The 23,059-nt window shown below is 73.5% G+C and carries 24 protein-coding genes and 3 pseudogenes; 8 read left to right on the plus strand and 19 right to left on the minus strand.

Annotation, left to right across the window (positions count from 1 at the left end; translation table 11 throughout):
• Positions 1-43: 43 nt before the first annotated feature.
• The 4 genes and pseudogenes from QUE40_RS18985 to dhaK form a co-directional block, all read right to left on the minus strand.
• Positions 44-229, minus strand: a pseudogene (locus tag QUE40_RS18985) (phosphoenolpyruvate-utilizing N-terminal domain-containing protein); the annotation flags it as partial.
• Positions 187-1,215, minus strand: a complete 1,029-nt coding sequence (gene dhaM, locus QUE40_RS06380) for a dihydroxyacetone kinase phosphoryl donor subunit DhaM (protein ID WP_289232635.1) — start codon at positions 1,213-1,215, stop codon at positions 187-189. The gene dhaM and the pseudogene QUE40_RS18985, both read right to left, overlap by 43 nt.
• Positions 1,212-1,850, minus strand: a complete 639-nt coding sequence (dhaL, locus tag QUE40_RS06385) for a dihydroxyacetone kinase subunit DhaL (protein WP_289232636.1) — start codon at positions 1,848-1,850, stop codon at positions 1,212-1,214. The genes dhaM and dhaL overlap by 4 nt, the downstream gene beginning before the upstream one ends.
• Positions 1,850-2,851: a dihydroxyacetone kinase subunit DhaK gene (gene dhaK, locus QUE40_RS06390; protein WP_289233031.1), complete on the minus strand. Its 1,002-nt coding sequence runs from the start codon at positions 2,849-2,851 to the stop codon at positions 1,850-1,852. Before dhaK ends, dhaL begins: the two co-directional genes overlap by 1 nt.
• Before the next feature lie 152 nt (positions 2,852-3,003).
• On the opposite strand from dhaK, the gene QUE40_RS06395 reads away from it, so the two are divergent.
• Complete coding sequence (locus QUE40_RS06395; protein WP_289232637.1) at positions 3,004-4,158, plus strand: citrate synthase; 1,155 nt, start codon at positions 3,004-3,006, stop codon at positions 4,156-4,158.
• Positions 4,159-4,205: 47 nt separating this feature from the next.
• Entirely contained in the window at positions 4,206-4,787 is a 582-nt protein-coding gene (locus QUE40_RS06400) for an ASCH domain-containing protein (RefSeq protein ID WP_350227089.1), read from the plus strand.
• Between the two features lie 60 nt (positions 4,788-4,847).
• Here the strand turns inward: QUE40_RS06400 and QUE40_RS06405 are convergent, their stop codons facing one another.
• Positions 4,848-6,041: a citrate/2-methylcitrate synthase gene (locus QUE40_RS06405; RefSeq protein ID WP_289232638.1), complete on the minus strand. Its 1,194-nt coding sequence runs from the start codon at positions 6,039-6,041 to the stop codon at positions 4,848-4,850.
• Between the two features lie 91 nt (positions 6,042-6,132).
• Between QUE40_RS06405 and QUE40_RS06410 the strand changes: the two genes are divergently transcribed.
• The gene (locus QUE40_RS06410) at positions 6,133-7,014 is read left to right on the plus strand and encodes a protein kinase domain-containing protein (protein ID WP_289232639.1); all 882 of its coding nucleotides are present in this window, start codon (positions 6,133-6,135) and stop codon (positions 7,012-7,014) included.
• A gap of 457 nt (positions 7,015-7,471) precedes the next feature.
• Positions 7,472-7,798 carry a hypothetical protein gene (locus QUE40_RS06415; protein ID WP_289232640.1) on the plus strand — a complete coding sequence of 109 codons (327 nt, stop codon included), beginning with the start codon at positions 7,472-7,474 and terminating at the stop codon, positions 7,796-7,798.
• Positions 7,799-7,855: 57 nt separating this feature from the next.
• On the opposite strand, the gene QUE40_RS06420 is transcribed toward QUE40_RS06415, so the two are convergent.
• From QUE40_RS06420 to QUE40_RS06430, 3 genes are read right to left on the minus strand one after another with little or no spacing between them, the layout of a single operon-like run.
• Entirely contained in the window at positions 7,856-8,722 is an 867-nt protein-coding gene (locus tag QUE40_RS06420; protein WP_289232641.1) for an LLM class flavin-dependent oxidoreductase, read from the minus strand.
• Positions 8,719-10,194 carry an MDR family MFS transporter gene (locus tag QUE40_RS06425; protein ID WP_289232642.1) on the minus strand — a complete coding sequence of 492 codons (1,476 nt, stop codon included), beginning with the start codon at positions 10,192-10,194 and terminating at the stop codon, positions 8,719-8,721. Before QUE40_RS06425 ends, QUE40_RS06420 begins: the two co-directional genes overlap by 4 nt.
• Positions 10,195-10,206: 12 nt before the next feature.
• Positions 10,207-10,560, minus strand: a complete 354-nt coding sequence (locus QUE40_RS06430) for a DoxX family protein (RefSeq protein WP_289232643.1) — start codon at positions 10,558-10,560, stop codon at positions 10,207-10,209.
• Positions 10,561-10,672: 112 nt separating this feature from the next.
• On the opposite strand from QUE40_RS06430, the gene QUE40_RS06435 reads away from it, so the two are divergent.
• Positions 10,673-11,116, plus strand: a complete 444-nt coding sequence (locus QUE40_RS06435; RefSeq protein WP_142004954.1) for a MarR family winged helix-turn-helix transcriptional regulator — start codon at positions 10,673-10,675, stop codon at positions 11,114-11,116.
• Between the two features lie 198 nt (positions 11,117-11,314).
• Here the strand turns inward: QUE40_RS06435 and QUE40_RS06440 are convergent, their stop codons facing one another.
• The 6 genes and pseudogenes from QUE40_RS06440 to QUE40_RS06465 form a co-directional block, all read right to left on the minus strand.
• Positions 11,315-12,577: a DsbA family protein gene (locus QUE40_RS06440; RefSeq protein WP_289232644.1), complete on the minus strand. Its 1,263-nt coding sequence runs from the start codon at positions 12,575-12,577 to the stop codon at positions 11,315-11,317.
• A gap of 569 nt (positions 12,578-13,146) precedes the next feature.
• Positions 13,147-13,578 (minus strand): annotated as a pseudogene (locus tag QUE40_RS06445) (ABC transporter transmembrane domain-containing protein); the annotation flags it as partial.
• The gene (locus QUE40_RS06450; RefSeq protein WP_289232645.1) at positions 13,575-15,278 is read right to left on the minus strand and encodes an ABC transporter ATP-binding protein/permease; all 1,704 of its coding nucleotides are present in this window, start codon (positions 15,276-15,278) and stop codon (positions 13,575-13,577) included. The gene QUE40_RS06450 and the pseudogene QUE40_RS06445, both read right to left, overlap by 4 nt.
• Entirely contained in the window at positions 15,265-15,453 is a 189-nt protein-coding gene (locus tag QUE40_RS06455) for a hypothetical protein (RefSeq protein ID WP_289232646.1), read from the minus strand. Before QUE40_RS06455 ends, QUE40_RS06450 begins: the two co-directional genes overlap by 14 nt.
• Positions 15,450-16,499 (minus strand): cytochrome d ubiquinol oxidase subunit II, encoded by a 1,050-nt coding sequence (locus QUE40_RS06460; RefSeq protein ID WP_289232647.1) that lies wholly within the window; start codon positions 16,497-16,499, stop codon positions 15,450-15,452. The genes QUE40_RS06455 and QUE40_RS06460 overlap by 4 nt, the downstream gene beginning before the upstream one ends.
• Positions 16,496-18,009: pseudogene (locus QUE40_RS06465) on the minus strand (cytochrome ubiquinol oxidase subunit I). The gene QUE40_RS06460 and the pseudogene QUE40_RS06465 overlap by 4 nt, the downstream one beginning before the upstream one ends.
• Here QUE40_RS06465 and QUE40_RS06470 point away from each other — a divergent pair.
• On the plus strand, positions 18,008-18,718 hold the full coding sequence (locus QUE40_RS06470) for a transporter substrate-binding domain-containing protein (RefSeq protein WP_289232648.1): 711 nt from the start codon (positions 18,008-18,010) through the stop codon (positions 18,716-18,718). The pseudogene QUE40_RS06465 and the gene QUE40_RS06470 overlap by 2 nt on opposite strands.
• Here the strand turns inward: QUE40_RS06470 and QUE40_RS06475 are convergent.
• The 5 genes from QUE40_RS06475 to QUE40_RS06495 are packed head-to-tail and all read right to left on the minus strand — an operon-like array spanning position 18,711 to position 21,301.
• Entirely contained in the window at positions 18,711-19,310 is a 600-nt protein-coding gene (locus tag QUE40_RS06475) for an ABC transporter permease (protein ID WP_289232649.1), read from the minus strand. The two genes, QUE40_RS06470 and QUE40_RS06475, sit on opposite strands and share 8 nt — an antisense overlap.
• Positions 19,259-19,522, minus strand: a complete 264-nt coding sequence (locus QUE40_RS06480) for a hypothetical protein (RefSeq protein ID WP_289232650.1) — start codon at positions 19,520-19,522, stop codon at positions 19,259-19,261. The genes QUE40_RS06475 and QUE40_RS06480 overlap by 52 nt, the downstream gene beginning before the upstream one ends.
• Positions 19,522-19,989 (minus strand): ABC transporter permease, encoded by a 468-nt coding sequence (locus QUE40_RS06485; RefSeq protein ID WP_289232651.1) that lies wholly within the window; start codon positions 19,987-19,989, stop codon positions 19,522-19,524. The genes QUE40_RS06480 and QUE40_RS06485 overlap by 1 nt, the downstream gene beginning before the upstream one ends.
• Positions 19,911-20,345, minus strand: coding sequence for a hypothetical protein (locus tag QUE40_RS06490; RefSeq protein ID WP_289232652.1), 435 nt, complete (start codon positions 20,343-20,345; stop codon positions 19,911-19,913). The genes QUE40_RS06485 and QUE40_RS06490 overlap by 79 nt, the downstream gene beginning before the upstream one ends.
• Positions 20,345-21,301: an ABC transporter ATP-binding protein gene (locus QUE40_RS06495; RefSeq protein WP_289232653.1), complete on the minus strand. Its 957-nt coding sequence runs from the start codon at positions 21,299-21,301 to the stop codon at positions 20,345-20,347. Before QUE40_RS06495 ends, QUE40_RS06490 begins: the two co-directional genes overlap by 1 nt.
• Before the next feature lie 116 nt (positions 21,302-21,417).
• On the opposite strand from QUE40_RS06495, the gene QUE40_RS06500 reads away from it, so the two are divergent.
• Positions 21,418-22,170 carry a class I SAM-dependent DNA methyltransferase gene (locus QUE40_RS06500; protein ID WP_142004963.1) on the plus strand — a complete coding sequence of 251 codons (753 nt, stop codon included), beginning with the start codon at positions 21,418-21,420 and terminating at the stop codon, positions 22,168-22,170.
• Positions 22,171-22,361: 191 nt separating this feature from the next.
• Positions 22,362-23,039 (plus strand): hypothetical protein, encoded by a 678-nt coding sequence (locus tag QUE40_RS06505; RefSeq protein ID WP_289232654.1) that lies wholly within the window; start codon positions 22,362-22,364, stop codon positions 23,037-23,039.
• Positions 23,040-23,059: the final 20 nt, after the last annotated feature.

The raw sequence follows: 23,059 nt of genomic DNA on the forward strand, positions 1-23,059 counted from the left end.
CGTCGTCGCTGGCCGCCAGGTCGTCGGCGAGCCTTCGGACCTCCCGCCACCACGACTGCGCCGCGCCGTCGGACAGGTCGGCGACCGCGGCGTCGAGCAGCGAGGGATCACGCAGGATCGCGGCGTGCGCCTGGGCCAGGTCGTCGCCCCCGTCGAGCTCGGCCGCCGCGACGTCGACCGCGTCGCTCAGCCGTTGCCGTTCCTCGGCCGGCTCGCCGACCAGGGATGGTGCGGGAAGGTCGTCCGGGAGGTCGCCGAGGCGGTGCGCCGGGCCGACGGCGAGACCGGGGAGGCGGGCGTACCGGCGGTCGTTGCCGAAAGGTCAATTCTGGTGGGTGCGCCGGCGGTGGCACCGGCGACAAGTGACCTCTCAGCGTCGCCCGGGCTCGCCTTGTCGTTCGTGCCGCCCGTGCCTCCCGCACCGGACGGCACGTCGGAGCCCGCCTCGCCGAACCCGGCGCGGATCGCCTCCGCGACCTGGTCGAGCACGGCCTCCGCTCCGTCCCCCGACGCCTCCAGGGTGACCTGGTCACCGGCGCGGGTGCCGAGGCGTACGACGGACATCACCGAGCGCAGGTCGACCGGACTCTTGCCCTCGACCGACACGGTCACCGGGACCGCCGAGGAGGACACCAGGCGTGCCAGCTCGGCGGCCGGACGCGCATGCAGGCCAAGGGGATTCACGATCTCGACCGTGCGGGTGATCGCGGCCGGGCCGGCAGCAGCACCGCGCTCGGAACCGTCAGCGTCCGCCCCGCCGGCACCCGCTCCGGCATCCGCTGCACCAACCGCGCCCGCGCCACCGGCACCCACTCCGCCACCATCCGCGCCCGCGTCGCCACCGGCCTCACGCGCAGCAGCCACCACGGCGCTCAGCCCACCGCCGCCCTCGGCGGCGACGGCAGCGGCGATCGCGCCCTCGACCACGGGAGCCTCGACGATCACCCGCCGCTCGGCAACATCCGGATCGGCCATCTCCAGCGCCATCTCGGTGGTCAGCAGCGCCGAGCCGAGGTCGTACAGGATCGCGACCCCGTCACCGGTGTCGGCCTCGTCGAGCGCCGCGCTGATCAGGTCGAACGACGTGCCCACGCCGCCCGAGCCGTCACCACCGGCCGCGACGAGGCGCACCGACGGCGCCATCTGCGAGGCCAGCTCGACGACACCTTCCGCCACCTGCGCGCTGTGCGAGACGACGACGAGTCCGACGCTCATCCCGCGCCGGAGGCGCTGGTCGCGAGGCTGCGCAGGAGGTACGCCGTGCTCTGGGCTCCGGGGTCGACGTGACCCACCGAGCGCTCACCGAGGTAGGACGCACGCCCCTTGCGCGCCTCCAGCGGGGCGGTCTCCGAGGCTGCCTGCTCCGCGGCGGCGGCCGCGGCCTCGAGCACGTCGGCCACCGACCCTTCCTCGGCCGCAGACTGTGCGGCCTGCACCGCGGGCTCGAACGCGTCGATCATCGTCTTGTCGCCGACGGCAGCCTTGCCGCGCGCCACGACGCCCTCGGCCGCAGCCGACAGCGCGTCGGAAACCGTTGCCGCGTCGAGGGTCTCGGCGTCGCCCACCTTCGTCGCCGCGCGCAGGAACGCGGTGCCGAACAGCGGACCCGACGCCCCTCCGACCGTGGAGATCAGCGTCGTCGCCACGAGCTTGAGCACCGCGCCGGGCGTGCCGGGCTCGTCGGCGTCGAGCTTCTCGACCACCGCGCGGAACCCGCGCACCAGGTTGGCGCCGTGGTCGCCGTCGCCGATCTCGCGGTCGAGGTGGGTGAGCTCGGTGTGGTGCTGCTCGATCGTCTCGGCCATCTGCCGCACCGCAGCGGCGGTCGCGGCGGCGTCGCAGCCCGCCATCAGGCGTCCCGTCGCAGGGCGATGGTGCTGACCGGGGCGTCCCACAGCTCGGTGAGCTGCTCGTCCAGCCGCAGCAGGGTGATCGACATTCCTTGCATCTCCAATGACGTGATGTAGTTGCCGACGAGCGACCGGGTGACCTCGATCCCCTTGTCGGACAAGAACTTTCGGGCACTGTTGTATGCGAGGTACAGCTCGATGACCGGCGTGCCGCCCATCCCGTTGACGAACAGGAGCACCTGGTCGCCCTCGGCGTACGGCAGGTCGTCGACGATCGCGGTCAGGAGCGTCTCGACGATGGCGTCGGCCGGTTGCAGCTTGACCTTCTCGCGGCCGGGCTCGCCGTGGATGCCGATGCCGAGCTCGATCTCGTCGTCGCCGAGCTCGAACGAGGGCTCGCCCGAGTGCGGCACGGTGCACGGCGTGAGCGCGACGCCCATCGAGCGCACCTGGCGGACGACCTTCTCGGCGACCGCGGTCACCTCGTCGAGGGAGTCGCCGCGCTCGGCCGCTGCGCCGGCGATCTTCTCGACCAGGACGGTGCCGGCGACGCCGCGGCGGCCGGCGGTGAAGGTGGAGTCCTTCACGGCGACGTCGTCGTCCACGATCACCGAGCGCACCTCGATGTCCTCGGCGGCGGCCAGCTCGGCGGCGGTCTCGAAGTTGAGCACGTCGCCGGTGTAGTTCTTCACGATGTGCAGCACGCCCGCGCCGCCGTCGACGGCCTGGGTCGCGGCCAGCACCTGGTCGGGCGTGGGTGAGGTGAACACGGCGCCGGGCGCGGCCGCCGAGAGCATCCCGCGGCCGACGAACCCGCCGTGCAGCGGCTCGTGGCCCGAGCCGCCGCCCGACACCAGCGCGACCTTGCCCTCCACGGGTGCGTCGGCGCGCACGACGTAGTCGGGCTTGGTGCGCACGGTGATCAGGTCCGGGTGCGCCTGCGCCATCCCGGCCAGCGCCTCGCTGACCACCTCGTCGGGGTCGTTGATGATCTTCTTCACGTCGCGGCTCCTTCGTGGCGGGTACTCCTCGATCTTGCCGTCCAGCGCTGCCGCGCGCAGCCCTTCGTCCACCTCGTCCCGTGTGACCTGTGCCGCCCGACGTTGATCCGATCAACGTTGGCCCCCGCAGCCGGCGGCACGACCGTGGCGCCATGACCACCACCACGCCCCAGCCCATCGTCACTCCGCCCGGACTCGCCGGGGTCGTCGTCGCCGACACCGCCGTCGGTGACGTGCGCGGCGACGACGGCTTCTTCCACTACCGGCAGTACGACGCCCTCGACCTGGCACGGCACGTCACCTTCGAGGACGTCTGGCACCTGATGGTCCGCGGCACGCTCCCGGACGCGGCGCAGGCCCGGGCCTGGGCTGCCGAGGTGGCGGCGGCCGCGGAGCCGGCCGAGGACGTACGCCGGGAGCTGACCGAGGTGCTGCGGCGCTTCGGCGGCGGCGACGACCCGCTGGTGTCGCTGCGCACGGCGCTGTCGGCGTACGGCGCGCTCACCGGGCTGCGGCCGCTGTGGGACCTCGACCCCGAGCAGCGGACGGCGGACGCCGTGCGCGTCGCCGCCATCGTGCCGTGGCTGGTCACCGCCGCCCACCGGCTCGCGCAGGGCGAGCAGCCGCTCGCGCCGCGCCCGGAGCTGGGCGTGGTCGGGAGCTATCTGTGGCTGCTCAGCGGCGAGGAGCCGCGCGAGGAGCACGTGCGCGCGATTAGCCGATACCTCTGCCTCACCGTCGACCACGGCTTCAACGCCTCGACGTTCACCGCGCGCGTGATCGCCTCGACCGGCGCCGACCTGGCGGCCTGCGTCGTCGGCGGCATCGGCGCGCTCTCCGGACCGCTGCACGGCGGTGCGCCCTCGCGGGCGCTCGACGCGCTGGACGCCATCGGCACCGTCGACAACGCCTACCCGTGGGCGCTCGAGCAGCTGCGGTCGGGGGAGCGGGTGATGGGCTTCGGGCACGCGATCTATCGCGGTCCCGACCCACGCTCGGAGCTGCTCAGGGAGACCGTGATCGAGCTCGGTGGACCGACCGCCGAGCTGGCCGTGGCGGCCGAGGCGGAGGTCGTGCGCGCGCTGGCGGAGCACAAGCCGGAGCGGGTGCTGCGTGCCAACGTGGAGTACTACGCTGGCGTCGTCATGCAGTCGTGCGGCATCCCGCGATCGATGTTCACCCCGACGTTCGCGGTGAGCCGGGTCGTCGGCTGGACCGCCCACGTCCTGGAGCAGGCGCAGCAGCGCAAGATCATCCGGCCGAGCTCGAGGTACGTCGGTCCGCCCGCGCCGCAGCCGTTGCCCTGACGTCCGGTCACCGGCGGGGCGGTCTGGTGCCGTGCCACCATGCCGGTATGCGCGACGAGACCGAGCTCGACGTCGGAGAGGCCGTCCAGGTCTTCTGGGAGGCCGCGCGCAACCACGCCAGGCTCAACCCGGCGCCGGCCTACTTCGGCAGGACGCCGCTGGAGACCGTGCCGCCGCCGGCCTGGTCGTTCGGCGGCACCCAGGAGCAGGCGGGCGAGCTCGCGGCGCTCGTGCTCGACGGTCGCAAGACGGCGACCGCCAGCGCGCTGTGGGACTACGAGGCCGAGGACGAGCCGCTGCCGAAGGTCGGGCAGATGTCGATCGTCCTCGACGGCCACCAGCGGCCGGTCGCCCTCATCGTGACGACCGAGGTCGCCACGGTGCCGTTCGACCGGGTCGACGCCGAGCACGCCGAGGCCGAGGGTGAGGGGACCGGTCGCTCGATCACTGGCGCGAGACGCACGAGCGGTTCTTCCGCGAGTTCCGTTCGCACGAGAGGGATTTCGACCCTTCGATGCCGGTGGTTCTCGAACGGTTCAGGGTGCTCTATCCCAAGCCGCCCAAGGCGGGCGAGTAGTCAACGCGCCGAAGCCGGTCGAGCAGTCAAGCCGCCCAAGCCGGTCGAGTAGTCGCGAGGAACGAGCGACGTATCGAGACCCCTTCCTCGAGACCCCTGCTCGAGCACCGCCTCAGCGTCGGCCGGTGTAGACCGCCCGCGGCCGGAAGCGCAGCGGCTGCCGTCGCTCCTCCAGGGTGTGCGCGGCGAAGCCGGCGAGCCGGCCGACCAGGAAGATCGCCTCGCCGGCGTCGTGGTGCAGCCCACGGGCCTGCGTGAGCACGGCGAGGGCGAGGTCGACGTTCGGCTCCATCCCGGTGCGCTGCAGCGCGGCGAGCCGCAACGCCTCGACCTGCAGGTCCAGCCCCGGGTCGTCCCGCCCGAGCTCGGCGAGCAGGTGGTCGGCGCGCGGGTCGGTCCCGCGATAGACCTTGTGGCCGAATCCGGCTGTGCTGCGGTCGATCTCGGGGAGGACCGCGCCGCGGTTGTCGAGCCACCGAGCCCACAGGTCCAGGGCCGGACGTGAGGCGGTTCCGTGCCGGGGGCCGCCGAGCGCGGCCGCGCCGGTGAGCAGCGCGAGGGGCATCGCGGCCCCCGTGCCGGCTGCCGCGCGCACCGCGATGGTCGAGGTCGCCAGCTCGTGGTCGGCGAGCAGCACGAGCGCGCGGCGCACGAGGTCGACCGTGCTCGGCGACGGGTCGTGGACGCTCAGCCCGTGGGCCACGGTGGTGCCCAGATCGCCCTGCCACCCGGAGCCTTCCGGCCCCAGCGCGCAGGCGCTGAGCACCATCGCCTCCCGGGCGGCCCCGAGCTCGGCGCCGTTGCCGTCGCCGTCGGCGTCGCCGTCGGACGAGGGCTGTGCAGGGCGGGCTGCGAGCAGACCCAGCGCGACGCGGGCGCGAGCGGCCGGGGAGGTTCCACTCGGGCATACGGCGTGGACGTGGGTGACGACCGCGTCGAGGCCGTCCGGCGGCGACCAAGCGCCCGATCTGCCTGTCTGCCAGAGGATCTCGGCGACGTCCTCGAGGCTGCGCCCGGTCGCCAACGACGTCGCGTCGAGGCCGCGGAAGAGCAGCCGCCCCTGCGGGTCGAGCTCGGTGATGGCCGTGTCGAGGTGCAGCTCGAGGCTGCCCACGCGGGTGCGTCGCCCGCGCTCGGCCAGCGCCTGCACCTGCGCACGGTCGAGCAGCGAGGCGCGGTGGCCGTTCGCGTCGACGGTGTGAGACCGGTCGAGCAGCCCGCGGCTGATGTAGGCGTAGACCGTCTCGCGTCGCACGCCGAGCAGGTCCGCGGCGGCCGCCACCGTCACGCGCTCCCGATCGGCCATGCCGGCCACGATAGGCAGACCGTGACGGATCGGCTCAGAAAACCCCTGTGGACAACGTTTTCGCGCCTCGCGCGCTGCCAGGCTCGCAAGGGTGAGGCAGCACGAGGACGACGGTGACGACCTGGACCGAGTCGGCGAGGACGTACGCCCGGAGCCGCCCGACCTGCCCGGCTACCGGGTCGGCGCGCATCTGGGCAGCGGGGCGAGCGGGATGGTCTGGGCGGTCACCCGTGCGGCCGACGACGCGCGGCTGGCCGCGAAGGTGCTGCTCGCGCCGGTGGAGGAGGCGTGCTCCGAGACGGCGTTCCTGCAGCGGCTCGAGCACGAGCACGTGCTGCGCCTGCACGACACCGTGCTCGACACGAGCGGTCCGGTGCCGCGCCTGGCGATGATCACCGACCTGGCCGAGGGCGGGTCGCTCGGCACGGCGGTGGCCGGCCGCGGGCATCTCACGGTGGGCGAGGTGGTCACGGTGCTCACCCCGCTGGCCCGCACGCTGCACGACCTGCACGGTCAGGGGCTCGTGCACGGCGACCTGAGCCCGGCCAACGTGCTGCTCGACGCCCACGGCAAGCCGCTGCTGGCCGACTTCGGCATCGCCCGCCTCGCGGCCGGCGACGACGCGCAGCTCTGGGGCACCACGGGGTTCGTGGCTCCCGAGGTGCTCGCGGGGAGCGGCCCGAGCCCGCCGCCGACGTGTTCGCGCTCGGCGCCCTCGCGTGGACCTGCCTCGTCGGGGAGGCGCCGGGGCCCGCCGCGCTGCGCCCGCACCTGCCCGACGTCGCCCCGCAGGCGCCGCCGCAGGTGTGCGACCTCGTGCTCAGCTGCCTCGCGCACACGCCCGAGGCGCGGCCGAGCGCCGGGGAGCTGGCGCTGGCGCTGTGGGACGCCGCACCTGCCGAGCCGGCGCCGGTGCCCGGGTCGGAGGGGTCGCGCGCGGCCCCGACGCCACTGGATCCGTGGAGCGGCCTGACCCAGCGCATCCGGGAGAGCGCGACGGCCCCCGAGCCGGAGCCGGAGGTGGCATGGCACCGCCTCCCCGCCGTACGCCGGTCTCTCCTGGTCGCGGCCGTCGCCGGCCTCGTGGCCGGGTTGGTCGTGGTGTGGCCGGCGGGGTCACGCACCGGCGAGTCCCGTGTGGTGGCAGGGGTTTCCGCGCCTGCACCGGCGGCGACCCCGGCTGCTCGGGCGAGGCCGTCGATCGCCCCCGTGCCGCCGCGGGAGAGCCGCACGACGCCGCCGCGGGAGAGTCGCCCCGCGGCGCCTGGCCCCTCCGCGCAGCGCACGTCTGGCACCTCTGCCGGACCGGACCGGCCCCAGCCGTCGTTGCCCGCGCCTACCGCTGCACCAGCCGGTCAGGACCCGACGGCAAACCTGCGCGCCGACCCGCGCGCCGTCGTCCAGGGACTCGTCGACCAGCGGGCCAAGGCGTGGGGAGCGGCCGCGGTCTCGACGCCGCGCTGGTGGTCGACTCGGCCGCGTTCCGCAGCGACGCCGCCGACCTGAGGTCGGCGGCGTCGATGGGGGTGAGCTATCGGGGGTTGAGCTTCCGGGTGCGCGAGGCGCGTCTGAGCGGCCAGAGCCCGGGCCGGCGCGGCGGCGACCAGGTCGACGTGGTCGCGGTCATCGACCGCTCGGCCTATCGGGTCGAGGGTGCGGCCCCGGCCCGCTTCGCCGCCAGCGCGGGTCAGCGGGTGCGCCTCACCCTGCAGCGCACGCCGCAGGGCTGGCGCATCGCCGACTGGCGCGCCGCGTGAGTCAGCCCGAGCGCCGGGTCGGCTCGGCCGCGATGGCCTCGCGCACCGGAGCCTGGATCAGCCCGAGCGCCGGGCCCGCTCGGCCGCGACGGCCTCGCGCACGGCCGGCGCGATCTCGTCGCTGATCCGGCGCAGCTGCGACTCGACGGGTGGCACGCCGAAGACGTAGGCGTTCATGCCGTGCTCCAGCGTGACCGTGGTGAGCAGGTCGATCCACTGCGACGTGGAGAAGTCGCCCCAGACGTTGTAGACCCGGTTGATCTCGCTCGGGTCGCGTCCGGCCTCGAGCGCGGCCGCGTCGATGCGCTCGTGCGGCTCGGCCAGCGTCTTGGGCGGCAGGAACGCGAGCGAGGGCAACCAGCCGTCGGCCTTGCTGCCGAGCAGCTGCAGCATGCGCGGACCGCGCGCCCCCAGCCAGATGCCGATGTCGTGCGCGGGCGGCGGGCCGGGGTGGGCGCCGTCGAGCGAGTAGTGCTGCCCCGCATAGCTCGCCGGCTGCGACGCCCAGAACAGGCGCATCACGTCGACCGCCTCCACCATCGCGTCGACGGCCTCGCGGCGGGGCCGTGCGGTGCCGCCGAGCGCTTCGACGCCCGCGGGGAACGCTCCGGTGCCGAGACCGACCTCGACGCGCCCACCGGTGATCCGGTCGAGCGAGGCCGCGGCCTTGGCCAGCAGCACCGGGTTGCGCAGCGACAGGTTGGCGACGTCGGTGAAGACCCGCACCCGCTCGGTCACGGCGCCCACCGCGGTGAGCAGCGTCAGCGCGTCGAGGTGGCCGGCGTTGTAGGCGTGGTCCTGCACCCCGATCAGGTCGAGCCCGGCACGGTCGGCGACGCGCGCCGCGTCGAGGAGCACGTCGGGCCGGCCTGCGTCGGGGGACATGAACCAGCCGAACTCCAGCGGCCGTCCGTAGTCGGTCATGGCGTCACCTCGGCAGCCTCGAGCGTCGTCGGGACGGTCTCCGGGGCCGGCTTGCCGCGGCTCGCGGCAGCCTCCTCGTCGCGCACCCGGAACGACACGATCACGCCGAGCACCGCGACGACGGCGGCCACCAGGAAGACGTCCTGGTAGGCGTCGAACGCAGCGGCTGCGCGGGCGGCCTCGCCGGCCGTGCTGGCGAGCGAGTCCAGGTGGCTCGCCATGCGTACGGTCAGCGTGGTGGCCAGCAGCGCCACGCCGAGGCTCGCGGCGACCTGCCGCGCGGTGGAGAACAGCGCGCTGGCGCGAGCCGTCTCCTGCGGCGTGATCGAGGAGAATGCGGCGGCCTGCACGGGCACCATGATGAACGCGCCCGCCATGCCCATGAGGAACATCGAGCTGCGGATCAGCCACAGGCTCGACCCGGCGTCGACCAGCGCCAGCATCACCTGGCTCACGGTGATCACCGCGAAGCCACCGGCGAGCATCCGGCGCGGACCGGCCTGCTGGAAGACCCGGTTGGTGAACGGCAGCATCACGAGCATCCCGAACGCCTGGAACATCGTGAGCAGCCCCGACTCGGTGGCGGTCAGGCCCATGGTGGTCTGCACCATCAGGGGCACGACGAACAGCGCACCCATCGTGGCCGCGGCCGCGGGCATGAGGATCAGGTTGCCCAGCCGGAACATCCGGTTGCGCAGTAGCTGCAGGTCGATCATCGGCGCAGCGACGCGTCGCTCGGTCACGACGAACGCGGCGATCAGCGCCGCGCCGGCGGTGACCAGCAGCAGCGAGGCCTGGTCGGACCAGCCCTCGCGCGCGCCGCGCTCCAGGCCGACGAGCAGGGTCGCGAGGCCGGCGCCGCCGGTGAGGAAGCCGAGCACGTCGAGCCGCTCACGAGCCGTACGCTCGCCGGGCCTGAGCGCGACCGCGCTGAAGATCAGTCCGACGATGCCGACCGGCACCTTGAGCAGGAAGACCCACCGCCAGGAGACGTTGTCGGCGAGCCAGCCGCCGAGCACCGGCCCGAGGGCGGGCGCCAGGGTGGTCGGGATCGCGAGCACCGCGGAGGCGCGGGCGCGCTCGTGCGGCGGGAACGCCCGGAACAGCATGGCCGTGCCGACCGGGGTCAGCAGACCACCGCCGACACCCTGGGTCACGCGCGCGACCAGCAGCTCGGTGACCGAGCCCGCGAGGCCGGCCCACAGGGAGGCGCCGGTGTAGATCGCCAGCGCCAGCACGAACGTGCGCTTGTCGCCGAACCGGTCCGCGACCCAGCCCGACGCGGGGATGAAGACGGCCAGGCTCACGAGATATCCCGTGACCAGCCACTGCAGCTCGGAGGTCTCGGCGCCGAAGTGCTCACCGAGGATCGGCAGGGCGGTGTTGAGCACCGTCATGTCGAGGATCTCCATGAACAGCGCCATGACGAACGCCGTGGCCACCAGCCACTTGTAGGGGATCTTGCGCAGCATCGCGTCCTCGGATCAGGCGATCACGAGCTGGAGGGAGAGCACGAGGCCGGAGAAGGCGAGCAGCACCAGGGCGCCGACCGAGTTCTTGACGGTGTCGTGCGCGCGCACGTGGAAGATGATGGCGCCGATCATCATGAGCACCAGGCCGACGGCGGCCAGGATCCCGAGCGGCTGCAGCCACAGCCCGATCAGGACGCCGAGCGCACCGAGCACCTCGAGCGCGCCGACGAGCTGCTGCAGGCCGGGCGTGACGCCCAGGCCCTCCAGGGTGCCCGTGACGGGTTCGGCGCGGCGCAGCTTGCCCACGCCGGCGCCCAGGAACGCGAGCATCAGCAGGGCGGAGAGAATGATGGTCGTGATGGTCACGATCGTGGACCTCCGGGGAAGAGTGGGAAGAGAACGACGGGCACAACGGTTCACTGAGTGAAGTTATTTCTTCACTGGACCAAGTAATATCCGTCACGACGAGAGGGCTGGCATGGCGACGAGGCGAGCGGTGAAGCAGCAGGCGGTGGAGCCGTCGGTGCGCATGGCGACGCTCGACGGGCTGCTGCGCACGGCCATCGAGCTGCGCCGCCACGTCGAGTCGGTGGCGCGCGAGTTCGAGCTCAGCGCGCCCCAGGCGCGTCTCGTGCTGATCCTCGACGAACCCATGCGCATGCAGCGCGCGGCCGTCGCGACCGCGTGCGAGCCGTCGCACCTGACGGCCCTGGCCGACCAGCTCGAGGCGGCTGGTCTGATCACTCGCGAGGCTGACCCCGACGACCGTCGCGCGCGCCGACTCTGCTTGACCGACAAGGGGATTCGGCTGCGCACGCGACTCGCCCCGGCGATGCTCGACGAGGCGCCGGTGGTCGGCGGCCTCGACGACGGTCAGTGCGCCGCGCTGATCGGCCTGCTCGACCCGAAGGAAGAGGCATGAGCCGGCCGATGCCCGCTCTCGCGGCGGACGTCCTCCCAGGGCATTTCGTACGTCCACGCACGATCTGAACGTGCCTCGCCCGTGGTTCCGCGGTCACCTGCCGCATTTCGTACGCCAACGCACGAGCTGAGCGTGGACAGCGAACCGCCCGGGCGCAGCACCGACGTGCCGCACGCGGGCGGTTGGCTGCCCGGCGGATCAGGCCTGGGTGGTGCTGGTCCCCGGCAGCGCGCACGAGTCGTCGGTGCAGACGGCGGCGTCGTCGCCGCCCAGGACCTGCACCGGGTGCTCCTTGGCCCAGACCTCGTCCAGCGCGGAGCGGAAGGCCTCGACGGGCTGGGCGCCGGAGACGGCGTACTTGCCGTCGATGAGGAAGAACGGCACGCCGGTGATGCCGGTGGCACGGGCCTTGGCCTCGTCGGCGCGCACGTCGTCGGCGAACTCCTCGCCCGCGAGCACGTCGCGCACGCGCGACTCGTCGAGCCCGACCTCGGTGGCGACGCGGACCAGCTCGTCGCGGTCGCCTGCGCGCAGGCCGTGGGCGAAGTAGCCGGTCATCAACGCGTGCATCAGCTCGCGCCCGCGGCCGCTCTGCTCGGCGAGGTGCACGAGCCGGTGGGCGTCGAAAGTGTTGGTGGTGCTGGACTTTCGCGTGTCGAACTCCAGCCCGACCGCCTGGGCCTTCTCGCCGATGCCACGCTGCATGGCCTCGACCTGGGCGGGGGTGGTGCCGAACTTCGCGGCCAGTGCCTCGGCCATCGGTGTGTGCTCGCCGGGCGTCGCGCTCGGGTCGAGCTCGAAGCTGCGCGGCACGATCTCGACGTCGTCGCGGTGCGCGAATCCCTCGAGCGCGAGGTCGAGATGACGCTCGCCGATGTAGCAGAACGGGCAGGCCACGTCGGACCAGATCTCAATCTTCATGTCAGGGACAAGTGCTTCACTGGCAGAACTATTCCGGCGGGGTGCCGGCGAGGGCGGGGAGTCGAGCCGCACCCACGCGGCGTCGAACGGCACCGCCTCGCGCTGCGACTCGTGCAGGGTCAGCACCAGCGCGGTCGCGGGCAGCTCGGTGCGCACCGCTGCGAGCACGGCCTGCGCGGTGGGCGGGTCGACGCCGGTCACGGGCTCGTCGAGCAGCAGCAGGTCGGGCCGGGCAGCGATCGCGCGGGCGAGGGTGAGCCGGCGCTGCTCACCGCCGGACAGCTCCCGGCCGCCGGTGCCGGTGGGCGTCTCGGGAGCGATGCCGGCGCGGTCGAGCCGCACCAGGTCGAGCAGGTGCCGCATCGCGTCGTCGTCGAGGTCGGGGTCGGCGAGGCGCAGGTTGTCGGCGACGGTCCCGGTGAGCACCTGGTCGTTGTGCGGGACGAGCACGACGCGCCCGTCGCTCGCACCGGCCGCGTGCTCGCTGCGCAGCCGGCGCAGCAGCGTCGTCTTGCCGGCGCCCGACGGTCCGGTGAGCACGATCGGCTCCGCGCCGGGGGAGACCTGGACCGGTGACGCCGCCGCGGGCGGGGACGCGGGCGCCCCGGGGCCGGCTCGTCGCCGAGCTCCAGGCGACGGGCGGCGACCACGGCGCGGCGGGCGTACGCCATCGCCGGACCGAGCGCGGACAGCAGGTCTCCGACGGCGGTGGTCAGCAGGGCGACCATGGCGACGGTGGTGATGGCGGCGTCGCCGGCCGCGGTCACCCAGGTGGCGCCGAGCACGGTGAGGCCGACGCCGAGGTCGGTGACGAGGCGGGCGCGGGCGTCACGGCGCTCGACCTGCTCCTCGACGGCGGTGAGGTCGGCGAGCCGCACGCTGCTCGCGCGACGTAGGGCCGGTGCGGCGCCGAGCGCGGCCAGCTCGCGCCAGGCCCCGCCGGCCGCCACGAGCTCGCTGCGGGCGGCACCGCGCGCGGACGCCTCGTCGGGGGCGGCCCGCAGCCCGAGGCCGGTGGCCGTCATCGCGAGCAGCCACCCGCCGGCCGCGATCGCGGCGGCGGCCGGTGACACGCCGGCGAGCACCAGCACGGCCGACCCGGCGACCGCGGTCACCGAGGCGAGCGGCACCAGGCAGCGCAGCACCAGCTCGTCCAGCGTCTCGACGTCGCGCAGCAGCCGGTCGAGCAGGTCGCCGGTGCGCAGCCGCCCCGCCTGCTCGCGGGGGAGCGCGGCGACGTCGTCGAACAGCCGCACCCGCAACCGGGTCAGCCAGCGGAGCGTGGCCGTGTGCGCGACCAGCCGCTGCAGGTATCGCAGCACGATGCGCGCGAGGGCCAGCGCCCGCACCGCCCCGCTCGGCCCGAGGTAGTTGAACCCCGGGTCGCCGGCGAGCACGAAGCACGCGACCACGAACCAGCCCGAGACGCTGAGCAGCGCCACGCTCGAGGCCTCGGCGCCGACGGCGAGCAGCACCGCCCCGAGCAGCAGCAGACCCGGGCGCCAGCGCAGCAGCCGCAGCGCGCGCAGGATCGCGCTCACGTGGGGGCTCCTGCCTCGCGCACGCGCAGCTCGCCGCGGTCGATCCGCCAGACCTCGTCGGCGCGGCGAGCCACCGCCGGGTCGTGCGTGGCCACGACGACGACGCGGTCGCGGCCGAGGTCGGCCAGCAGGTCGGCGACCGCATCGGCCGACTCCGGGTCGAGGTGCGCGGTGGGTTCATCGAGCAGCCAGACGCCGCGGTCGGCCAGCACGGCGCGGGCCAGCGCGACCCGGCGCGCCTCGCCGGCCGAGAGGCCGAACCCGTCGTCGCCCACCGGCGAGGAGAGCCCGTCGGGGAGCCGGGCGACCAGCGGCGAGAGCCCGACCGCGTGCGCGGCGGCGGCGACCTCGTCGTCGGAGGCGTCCGGGCGGCCGAGCCGGACGTTGTCGGCGAGGGTGCCGGCGAGCACGACGGTCCGCTGGCCGAGCCAGCCGACCGAGTCCGCGGGCGGGCCCTGCTCGCGCCCGGAGCCGTCGAGCGCGAGGGCGGCTCCCGAGGTCGGCGGGAGCAGGCCGCCGAGCGCCGACAGCAGCGTGGTCTTGCCCGCTCCCGAGGCACCCAGCACCGCGACGAGCCGGCCGCGGCGAGCGGTCGCGGTGACCCCTCGCAGCACCGGCTCGGAGGCGTGGCGCGGGGTCAGGTCGGCCTCGCGCAGCCCGAGGCCGGCGGGTCGGTCACCTGCGGCCCCGGCTGCGAGATCCGTTGTGCGGCGGTCGGTCTCGGCCCCGTCGAGCAGCGGGCGCAGCACGTCGACGGCGGCCAGCGCCTTCTCCCGCTCGTGATATCCCGCCGCCACGTCACGCAGCGGCAGGAAGAACACGGGAGCCAGCACCAGCACGAACAGGCCCTGCCACAACGACGGACGGGGCGCGAGGGGCAGGTCGACGAACCCGAGCCCCGCCAGCCCGACGTACGTCGCGGTCACCGCGATCGCGAGCGTCACCACCACGTCGAGCACGCCGGCGGCGACGAACGCGCTGCGCAGCACGACGCTCGTGCGTCGGCCCAGCTCTTCGCTGCTGGCGCGCAGCTGCTCGCGCTCGCGCTCGACGGCGCCCAGCTCGCGCAGCACCTCCATCGCCCGGAAGCGTTCGAGCACCTGGGCGCTCAGCCGGCGCACGCCCTCGAGCTGGCGGGTGCTGGCGTCGCGCGTGGCCATGCCTGCGAGGCGCAGGTTGATCGGCAGGATCGGGGTCGCGAGCGTCAGCAGCACCGCGACCGGCCAGTGCGCGAGGGCGCACGCGAGCAGCACCACCGCGCACTGCCACGCGGCCGCGCGTCGAGCGGGGCGGGCCTGGGCGCTGAACCGTCCGACGTCGGCCGCGAGCTCGACCGCGGCCTGCACCGAGCGTTCCGCAGCCGGGGGAGCAGCAGCCGGGTCGACGGGCAGCGTGGCGTCGACGAGTCGTTCGCGCAGGCTCGCCGCGATCGCGGAACCGCCTGCGGCAGAAGCGATCTCGGCCTGCCAGGTCGCGACCCTGCGGGCGACCAGCAGCAGGGCGAACGCCAGGGCGGGCAGCAGCAGGCCGCCCGACTCGGCGCGGCTGACGAGCGTGACCAGCGCCGCCCACTGACCGACCAGCAGCGCCATCGCGCCGACCCGCCAGCGGGCGGCCGCGGCGAAGTCGCCGTCACCGGGGGCCGCGGCGTCGTCGAGCCAGGCGAGGTCGTCGCGGTCGGGCGTCTCAGTCGTCCTCATCGCGCCGCTCGTGCCGGATCCAGACGACCAGCCCGGCCAGGATGATCAGCGCGACGCCGAGCAGGTTGAGCAGCTCGGAGTGGACCTGCGGGTAGCCGGCGAACATGTCGATGCTCACCGCATAGAGCAGCACGCACAGCACGGTGAGGCCGATGATGCCCAGCACGCGACTCATCGCACCTCGCTCCCTCGCGGGCGCACGGCCTCCGACGCCGGCGAGACGCCCTCGGGCAGCTCGCTCGCGGTGCGCGGGACGTACTTCCCGCGGAAGACGTGGTGGGCGTACCAGTTGTAGAACAGCACGAGCGGGATGTTGAGCCCGACGCCGACGAGCAGGAAGCCGATCGACGACGGGGGCGCCGCGACCTCCGGGAGGGTCAGCTCCGGCGGCACCACGACCGGGTGCAGATAGACGAGGACGCCGGTCATGCCGGCCACCTCGGCGATCGTGAGCAGCACGACCGGCTGCGGCCCGCGGTCGGCCCAGCAGCGCAGCATGAGCAGCACCATGGCTGCCGCCCCGACGAGCGCGAGCACGGTCGCGACGACCAGCTGGGCACCGCCCGGCCGCGGCCAGGTGTCCTCCCACGCGAAGAACACGACGGCGCAGGCGGCCACCAGCACGACCGTGAGCGTGGCGGCGGCGCGCGCGACGCGGGGGCGGGCGACGTAGCCGTCCTTGACCTGCAGCACGGCCGCGGCGGCCGTGACGTAGAGCGCGACCGTCGCGGCGGCGGTGAGCAGCGAGAAGGGGGTGAGGAAGTCCCAGGTGCCGCCGGCGAACTCGCCGTCCTCGACCCGCACCCCGCTGAGCAGCCCGCCCATGATCAGCCCCTGGGTGACGGCGGCGACCAGCGAGCCGAGGCCGAACACCAGCCCCCAGCTGCGCGGCACGACGGTGCCGTGCGCGGCCGCCTCGACCGCCACGCCGCGGGCGATGATCGCGAGGAGCATGACGATGACGGGGAGGTACAGGGCGGGCAGCGCGACGGCGTACGCCCCGGGCAGGCCGGCCCACAGGCTCACCCCGAGCAGGATGATCCACGACTCGTTGCCGTCCCAGGCGGTGGCGACCAGGTCGACGTTCTCGCGGCGGCGGCGCTCGTCGGTGTCGCCGAGCGTGAGGATGCCGAGCCCGAGGTCGTAGCCGTCGAGGACGACGTACATCACCAGGCACAGTGCGATGACGGAGTACCAGCCCAGGATCGCCAGATCGGTCATGCCGTCACCTCCGCGTCGCGCCGTGGATCGTCGCCGTCGGACCCGAGTTCCTCGTCGGGCCAGTCGGACTCGGGTCCGCGGCGCACCGAGCGCACGACGTAGACGACCCACACGACCAGCAGCGTGAGATAGGTGAGGGTGAACGCGGCGAACGTCGCGACAACGCTGCCGGGCGCGATGTCGGAGACGCCGTTGGCCGTGCGCATCTCGCCGAAGACGACCCACGGCTGGCGGCCGGCCTCTGCGGTGACCCAGCCGCCGATGATCGCGATGATGCCGATGGGCGTCAGCCAGACCAGGAAGCGGTGGTAGCGCGGGGAGCTGTAGAGCCGGCCGCGCAGCCGCAGCACCACGCCGACGAACGCCGCGGCGAACATCACCATCGAGGCGTAGAACATCGCGCGGAAGCCGTAGAAGGTGGTGAGCATGTCGGGCCGCAGCTGCGGCGGGGTCTCCTTCAGCCCGGGCGTGGCCGTCTCGCCGGAGAGATCCTTGGCGATCCAGCTGCCGAGCCTCGGCACCCCGACCTCGACCCGGTTGCGCTCGGCCTGCTGGTCGGGGACGACGAACAGCAGGTAGCCGGTGTTGTCGGAGTCCCAGTTGCCTTCCAGCGCCTGGAACTTCGCCGGCTGGTCGGGGATGACGTAGCGCGCCGCGACCTGGTCGCCGATCCACAGCTGGGCCGGCAGCAGAAGCGTCACGACGCCGAGCGACAGCGACAGCGTGCGCCTGCCGAACTCGGTCGCCCGGCCGTGCCGCAGGTAGTACGCGCCGATGCCGGCGACGAGCCAGGCCGCCGTGATCAGCACGCCGAGCAGCATGTGCGGGAAGCGCCACCCGAACGACGGGCTGAAGATCGCCTCCCACCAGCTCGTCGGCACGAACTGCCCGTCGACGACGCGATAGCCCGACGGCGTCTGCATCCAGGAGTTGGCCGAGATGATCCAGGTCGTCGACAGGATGGTGCCGAGCGCGACGAGGCTGGTCGAGACCATCATGACGCGCTCGCTGACCCGGCCGTCGCCGTACAGCATGATCCCGATGAACCCGGCCTCCAGGAAGAACGCGGTCACCACCTCCATGCCGATGATCGGGCCGATGATGGGGCCGGTCGCGTGCGCGAACTTCCCCAGTTCAGCCCGAACTCGAAGGTGATGACCGTGCCGCTGACCACCCCGAGCGCGAAGCCCAGCGCGAAGATGCGCTTCCAGAACCGGAAGATCTGCAGGTAGACCGGCTTGCGGGTGCGCAGGTGCAGCGCGTAGACGACCGCGAGGAAGATCGACAGCCCGACCGTGATCGCCGGGAACGTCATGTGGAACGCGATGGTCACCGCGAACTGCCAGCGCGACAGGTCCAGCACGGTCGGGTCGGGCACGCGTCCTCCTCGGTCCGCGCGGGCCGTCCCCCGGCGTCGCGCCACCGTCATCGTCGTATGCCGGGCGTGGGCTGTCGAGCGATCCGGGCACACCTGTTGCCGGCGGCGCCGGCCGGAGTAGGTTCGGCGCATGAGCGAACTCGATGCGGTGGCAACCGATCTCGCGCCGACGGGCACGCTGCGCGCGGCGATCAACGTCGGCAACCCGGTGCTCGCGCAGGGCGACCCGGCCGACCCGAGCGGCGTCACCGTCGACCTCGCCCGGCGGCTCGGCGAGCAGCTGGGGCTGCCGGTCGAGCTGACCGGGTTCACCGCCGCGCGGCAGTCGTTCGAGGCGATGCGCGACGGCGCGGCCGACCTGTGCTTCCTGGCCGTCGACCCCGCCCGCGCCGTCGAGGTCACCTTCTCCCCGCCGTACGTCCTCATCACCGGCGTCTTCGTCGTCGCCGACGACTCCGCGATCGGCTCGGCCGAGGAGGTCGACCGGCCCGGGGTGCGGGTCGGGGTGAAGGAGGGGTCGGCGTACGACCTGCACCTGTCGCGCGAGCTGCGGCAGGCCGAGGTGGTGCGCGGGTCCGACGGGGTGACGGTGTTCGCCGAGCAGGGGCTCGAGGTCGGCGCCGGCATCCGGCAGCCGGTGCAGGCGTGGGCCGACGAGCGCGGCGGGATGCGGGTGCTGGAGCCGGAGTTCATGCAGATCCGCCAGGCCGTCGGCATCCCGGTCGACCGCGCGGAGGAGACCAAGGCGTGGGTGGCCGACTTCGTGGAGCAGGCGATCTCCGACGGCTTCGTGGCCGAGGCACTGCGCCGCTCGGGGCAGGACGAGGACCTGGTCAGGTGAGCAGCAGCCGCTCCAGCCGCCGCGACACGATGCGCATGCCGATCAGCCCCATCGCGAGCAGGTAGGCGACCGACACCAGCGAGGCGACCGTGAGGTGCCCGGTGGTCAGCTCGCGTTCCAGCACCACCCCGCGATAGAGCGGGGTCGCCTCGACCACCCAGCGCAGCGCCTCGGGATAGGCGGTGAGCGGGAAGAAGGTCGCGGAGAACAGGAACAGCGGCAGCTGCCCGAGGGTGATGAACTCGAAGTCCTGCCAGGTGCGCATCCAGGTCGTCAGCGCCATGCACGCCCCGGCGAACGCGAACCCGATGAGCAGCGCGGCCGGCACCGCGAGCAGCGCCCACCACGACCCGACCAGGTCGAGGGCGAGCATCACGAGCAGGAAGACCGTGGCGTAGACCGCGCCGCGCAGCAGCGCCCAGCTGATCTCGCCGCGCGCGATGTCGCGGGTGGTGAGCGGCGTCGCGAGCATCTGCTCGTAGAGCTTCTGGTACTTCAGCCGGAAGAACACCCCGAACGTGGTGTCGATGAGCGCGCCGTTCATCGCCGACGCCGCGAGCATCGCGGGCGCGACGAACTCGGCGTAGGGCACCTGGTGGCCGTCGACCTCGAAGCCGGGGATGAGCTTGCCGACGCCGATGCCGAGGAGAGCAGGAACAGCACCGGCTCCAGGAAGCCGGTGACGAACCACAGCCACCCGCGGCGATAGACCAGCACGTTGCGCGACAGCAGCACGCCAGTGGCCTCACGCGCCGACAGCTGCCGCACGGTCTGCCGCGTCGTCGCGGCGCTGAGCACGGCCATCAGCGCACCAGCCTGCGCTGCAGCGCGCGGATGCTCAGGGCGACGCCGACCGCTGCCAGGGCGGCGAGGTAGGCCAGGTGCACCAGGGCAGGGCCCGTCTCGGTCGTGCCGATCATCAGCGACCGGGTCAGCTCGGTCGCGTGGAACAGCGGGGTGAACGCGGCGGCGGTCTCGAGCGCGGGGCCGAGGTTGCTCACCGGGAAGAAGCCGCCGGAGAACAGGAACAGCGGCAGCAGCAGCACCCGGAAGATCACGGTGAAGCCCTGCTCGTTGTCGCTGCTGGCCGCGAAGGCGTAGATCGGGCCGGCGAACGCGACACCGGCGACCAGCTGCACCGCGATCGCGCCCAGCGCACCCCACGGCGAGGCGAGCACGCCGAACGGGACCATCACCGCGACGAACACCGCCGAGGCGAGCGCCACCCGGGCGACGACGAACCCCAGGTTCGCCAGCACGATCTCGGGCACGCCCAGGGAGTGGCGAGCATCGAGAAGTACGTCTTGTGCCACTTGATCTGGCCCATCACCGGATAGGTCGACTCGCCGAAGGCCATCATCATCGTCTGCGCGGCGAGCATGCCGGGCACGACGAACGCGAGATAGCTGGGGGCGCCGTCGAGCGTCGCCGGGTCGGCCTGGACGTAGCTGCCGAGCAGCATGCCCATCGCCGCGACGTAGAGCAGCGGCGTGACGAAGGAGTTGACCACCGAGCCCTTCCAGGTGCGGCGGTAGACGGTCAACCAGTAGTCGCGCAGGTTCCAGACCCGGCGCCACCACGGCTGCTCGGGGACCGCGACTCCACTCGTCGCTTCCGTCGCGCTCATCAGTCCACCAGGCTGCGGCCGGTCAGGTGCAGGAAGACGTCCTCCAGCGTGGAGCGGCGCACCAGCACCGCGACCGGCTCGAGGCCGCGCTCGTGCACCTGCGCCAGGGTGCGCTCCCCGTCGTCGGTGTAGAGCAGCAGCCGGTCGGGCAGCACCTCGACCCGCTCGGCGAGGTCGCGCACCCGGTCGGCCAGCGCCTCGTGCTCGCCCACCCCAAACCGCACCTCGGCGACCTCGCGGGTGGAGAACCGGCGGATGAGCTCCAACGGCGACCCCTCGGCGGCGATGGTGCCCTTGTCCATGACGACGAGACGGTCGCACAGCTGCTCCGCCTCGTCCATGTAGTGGGTGGTCAGCACGAGGGTGACGCCCTGCTGCTTGAGCCGAAAAAGCTTGTCCCACAACGTGTGCCGCGCCTGCGGGTCGAGGCCGGTGGTCGGCTCGTCGAGCAGCAGCACCTCGGGGTCGTTGATCAGCGAGCGGGCGATGGTGAGGCGGCGCTTCATGCCGCCGGACAGGTCGTCGATCTTGACGTGCGCCTTGTCGGTGAGCGCCGCGAACTCCAGCAGCTCCTCGGCCTTGGCCCGCACGTGCGCCTTGGGCAGCCCGAAGTAGCGACCGTAGACGATCAGGTTGTCGCGCACGGTCAGCTCGGCGTCGAGCGTGTCCTCCTGCGGGCAGACGCCGATGCGCCCGCGGATGCGCGGCCCGTCGACCGCCGGGTCCATGCCGAGGATGCGCAGCTGGCCGCCGCTGATCGGCGAGACGCTTGCGATCATCCGCATGGTCGAGGACTTGCCCGCGCCGTTGGGGCCGAGGAAGCCGAACGCCTCGCCCCGCACCACGTCGACGTCGATGCCGCGCACCGCCTCGAAGTCGCCGAAGCTCTTGCGCAGCCCACGCGCGCTGACCAGCGACTCGCGTGCCGTGCTCGGCGCGGCTGGTCGGTCGCTCATGGCCTCGGGAGTGGCGGACGGTTCGGGCACAGCTACGACCCTAGTGAGGCTCACCGACAACCCCGGAACGATTAACCCGGTTGTCGCGGCGAGCACGCCGGGCCAGGCTCGGCCGGGTGAAGGACTTCGACCCTGCCACCAGCTTCGGGCCCGACGTGGCCGCGCGCTACGACGACGAACCACGCGGGGACGAGGACGCCGCGGCCGGCTTCCTGGCCGGCCTGCTGCCCGGCGACGCGCCGGACGGTTCGCCGGCCGGCGCGCTGGAGCTGGCCATCGGCACCGGCCGGGTCGCGCTGCCGCTCGCGGCGCGCGGGGTGCGCGTCGACGGGATCGAGCTGTCGCCCGACATGGTCGACGTGCTCCGCTCGCGCGACGGTGGCGCTGACCTGCGCGTCGTCCTCGGCGACATGGCCCGCGAGACGACGGGGGAGACGTACCCGCTCGTCTTCCTCGTCTACAACACGATCTTCAACCTGCTCGGCCAGGACGAGCAGGTTCGCTGCTTCGAGAACGCCGCGCGCCACCTGCGGCCCGGTGGGCGGTTCGTGGTCGAGGCCGCCGTGCCGAGCGCGTGGCTCCCGACCGACTCCTACGCCCGGCCCGAGCAGGTCGAGACCGACGCGGTGACGCTGGACGTCTGCCGCTACGACCCGGTTACCCAGCACCTGGTGGAGAACCACGTGCGCATCGCTGCCGACGGCGTACGTTTCGCGCCCATCGTCTGTCGCCTCGCCTGGCCGTCCGAGCTGGACCTGATGGCGCGGCTCGCGGGGCTCCGGCTCGAGGCGAGGTACGGCGGCTGGCACCGACAGCCCTACACCGGGCGCGACCAGCACGTCTCGGTCTACGTGCGCGGGCGCTCGTGACGCCGCCGAACCGGGGACGAGCAGAAGGTCTCCGCGGCCGCTTTACTCTGGGGCGGCTGGTGCGCCACCCCGCGCCGGTCGGTGGCGCACCACGCGCCCCAGAGTAAAGCCGCCTCCGAAGCACCCCTGGCCCGGAGGATTTCGCGCCCGGAACCGACCGGGGCGCTGCAGCCCGGCCTAGCGTGAGAGGCATGAGGCAGCGGAGCGCGGGCAGGCGCGGACTGGTCGGTGGGGCAGCGGCGGCGATGGTCGTGCTGGCGGGGTGCTCCGGAGACACCGAGCAGGCGGCGACGTCGAGCACGTCCAGCACGCCGGCGGCCACGACCTCGAGCGCGCCGACCCCCAGCACGACGCCGTCGCCGACGAGCGAGACCTCCTCCACGAGCGAAGAACCCACGAGCGAGGAACCCACCACCAGCGCGCCGCCGCCGACCTCGACCCCCTCGAGCACCACGCGACGCACCACCCGCACAGCCACCCCGACCGAGCGGGACTCCGAGACCGAGACGGACGAGCCGGAGCGGGAGTCGGCGACCGCGACCCCGACGCGCCGGGAGACGCCCCGCGGCCGGATCGTGCGGATCGACGACTACTGCGACGACACGCCCTGGGAGGTGGCCCGCACCGCCGACGGCCGCACCGCCTACTGCGTGCAGGTGTACGCGACCGACGCGTTCGTCTGGTCGCGCACCTTCCAGATGCGCACGGCCGAGCCGGGCCGTGAGGCACCGGGCTTCGGGAGGTACGGCCCCGCGGAAGGTGGTCCGTGCCATCCGGACGGGGTCACGATCCGTGACGGCGAGGGCCGCCTCCTGCGCTGCACGGCATCGGACGGCGGTGGCGAGCCGGAGTGGCGACGGGCAGGCTGACGGCGGCGGGCGGTTCGTGC

Origin of the sequence: Barrientosiimonas endolithica, from assembly GCF_030296655.1 — a bacterium.
GTDB lineage: Bacteria > Actinomycetota > Actinomycetes > Actinomycetales > Dermatophilaceae > Barrientosiimonas > Barrientosiimonas humi.

Bases quoted from the DNA above. Each gene is read 5' to 3' on its own strand.
- dhaM (WP_289232635.1), bottom strand. From the start codon at position 1,215: ATGAGCGTCGGACTCGTCGTCGTCTCGCACAGCGCGCAGGTGGCGGAA.
- dhaL (WP_289232636.1), bottom strand. From the start codon at position 1,850: ATGGCGGGCTGCGACGCCGCCGCGACCGCCGCTGCGGTGCGGCAGATG.
- QUE40_RS06395 (WP_289232637.1), top strand. From the start codon at position 3,004: ATGACCACCACCACGCCCCAGCCCATCGTCACTCCGCCCGGACTCGCC.
- QUE40_RS06400 (WP_350227089.1), top strand. From the start codon at position 4,206: ATGCGCGACGAGACCGAGCTCGACGTCGGAGAGGCCGTCCAGGTCTTC.
- QUE40_RS06405 (WP_289232638.1), bottom strand. From the start codon at position 6,041: ATGGCCGATCGGGAGCGCGTGACGGTGGCGGCCGCCGCGGACCTGCTC.
- QUE40_RS06420 (WP_289232641.1), bottom strand. From the start codon at position 8,722: ATGACCGACTACGGACGGCCGCTGGAGTTCGGCTGGTTCATGTCCCCC.
- QUE40_RS06425 (WP_289232642.1), bottom strand. From the start codon at position 10,194: ATGCTGCGCAAGATCCCCTACAAGTGGCTGGTGGCCACGGCGTTCGTC.
- QUE40_RS06435 (WP_142004954.1), top strand. From the start codon at position 10,673: ATGGCGACGAGGCGAGCGGTGAAGCAGCAGGCGGTGGAGCCGTCGGTG.
- QUE40_RS06450 (WP_289232645.1), bottom strand. From the start codon at position 15,278: ATGAGGACGACTGAGACGCCCGACCGCGACGACCTCGCCTGGCTCGAC.
- QUE40_RS06455 (WP_289232646.1), bottom strand. From the start codon at position 15,453: ATGAGTCGCGTGCTGGGCATCATCGGCCTCACCGTGCTGTGCGTGCTG.
- QUE40_RS06460 (WP_289232647.1), bottom strand. From the start codon at position 16,499: ATGACCGATCTGGCGATCCTGGGCTGGTACTCCGTCATCGCACTGTGC.
- QUE40_RS06470 (WP_289232648.1), top strand. From the start codon at position 18,008: ATGAGCGAACTCGATGCGGTGGCAACCGATCTCGCGCCGACGGGCACG.
- QUE40_RS06480 (WP_289232650.1), bottom strand. From the start codon at position 19,522: ATGGCCGTGCTCAGCGCCGCGACGACGCGGCAGACCGTGCGGCAGCTG.
- QUE40_RS06490 (WP_289232652.1), bottom strand. From the start codon at position 20,345: ATGAGCGCGACGGAAGCGACGAGTGGAGTCGCGGTCCCCGAGCAGCCG.
- QUE40_RS06495 (WP_289232653.1), bottom strand. From the start codon at position 21,301: ATGAGCGACCGACCAGCCGCGCCGAGCACGGCACGCGAGTCGCTGGTC.
- QUE40_RS06505 (WP_289232654.1), top strand. From the start codon at position 22,362: ATGAGGCAGCGGAGCGCGGGCAGGCGCGGACTGGTCGGTGGGGCAGCG.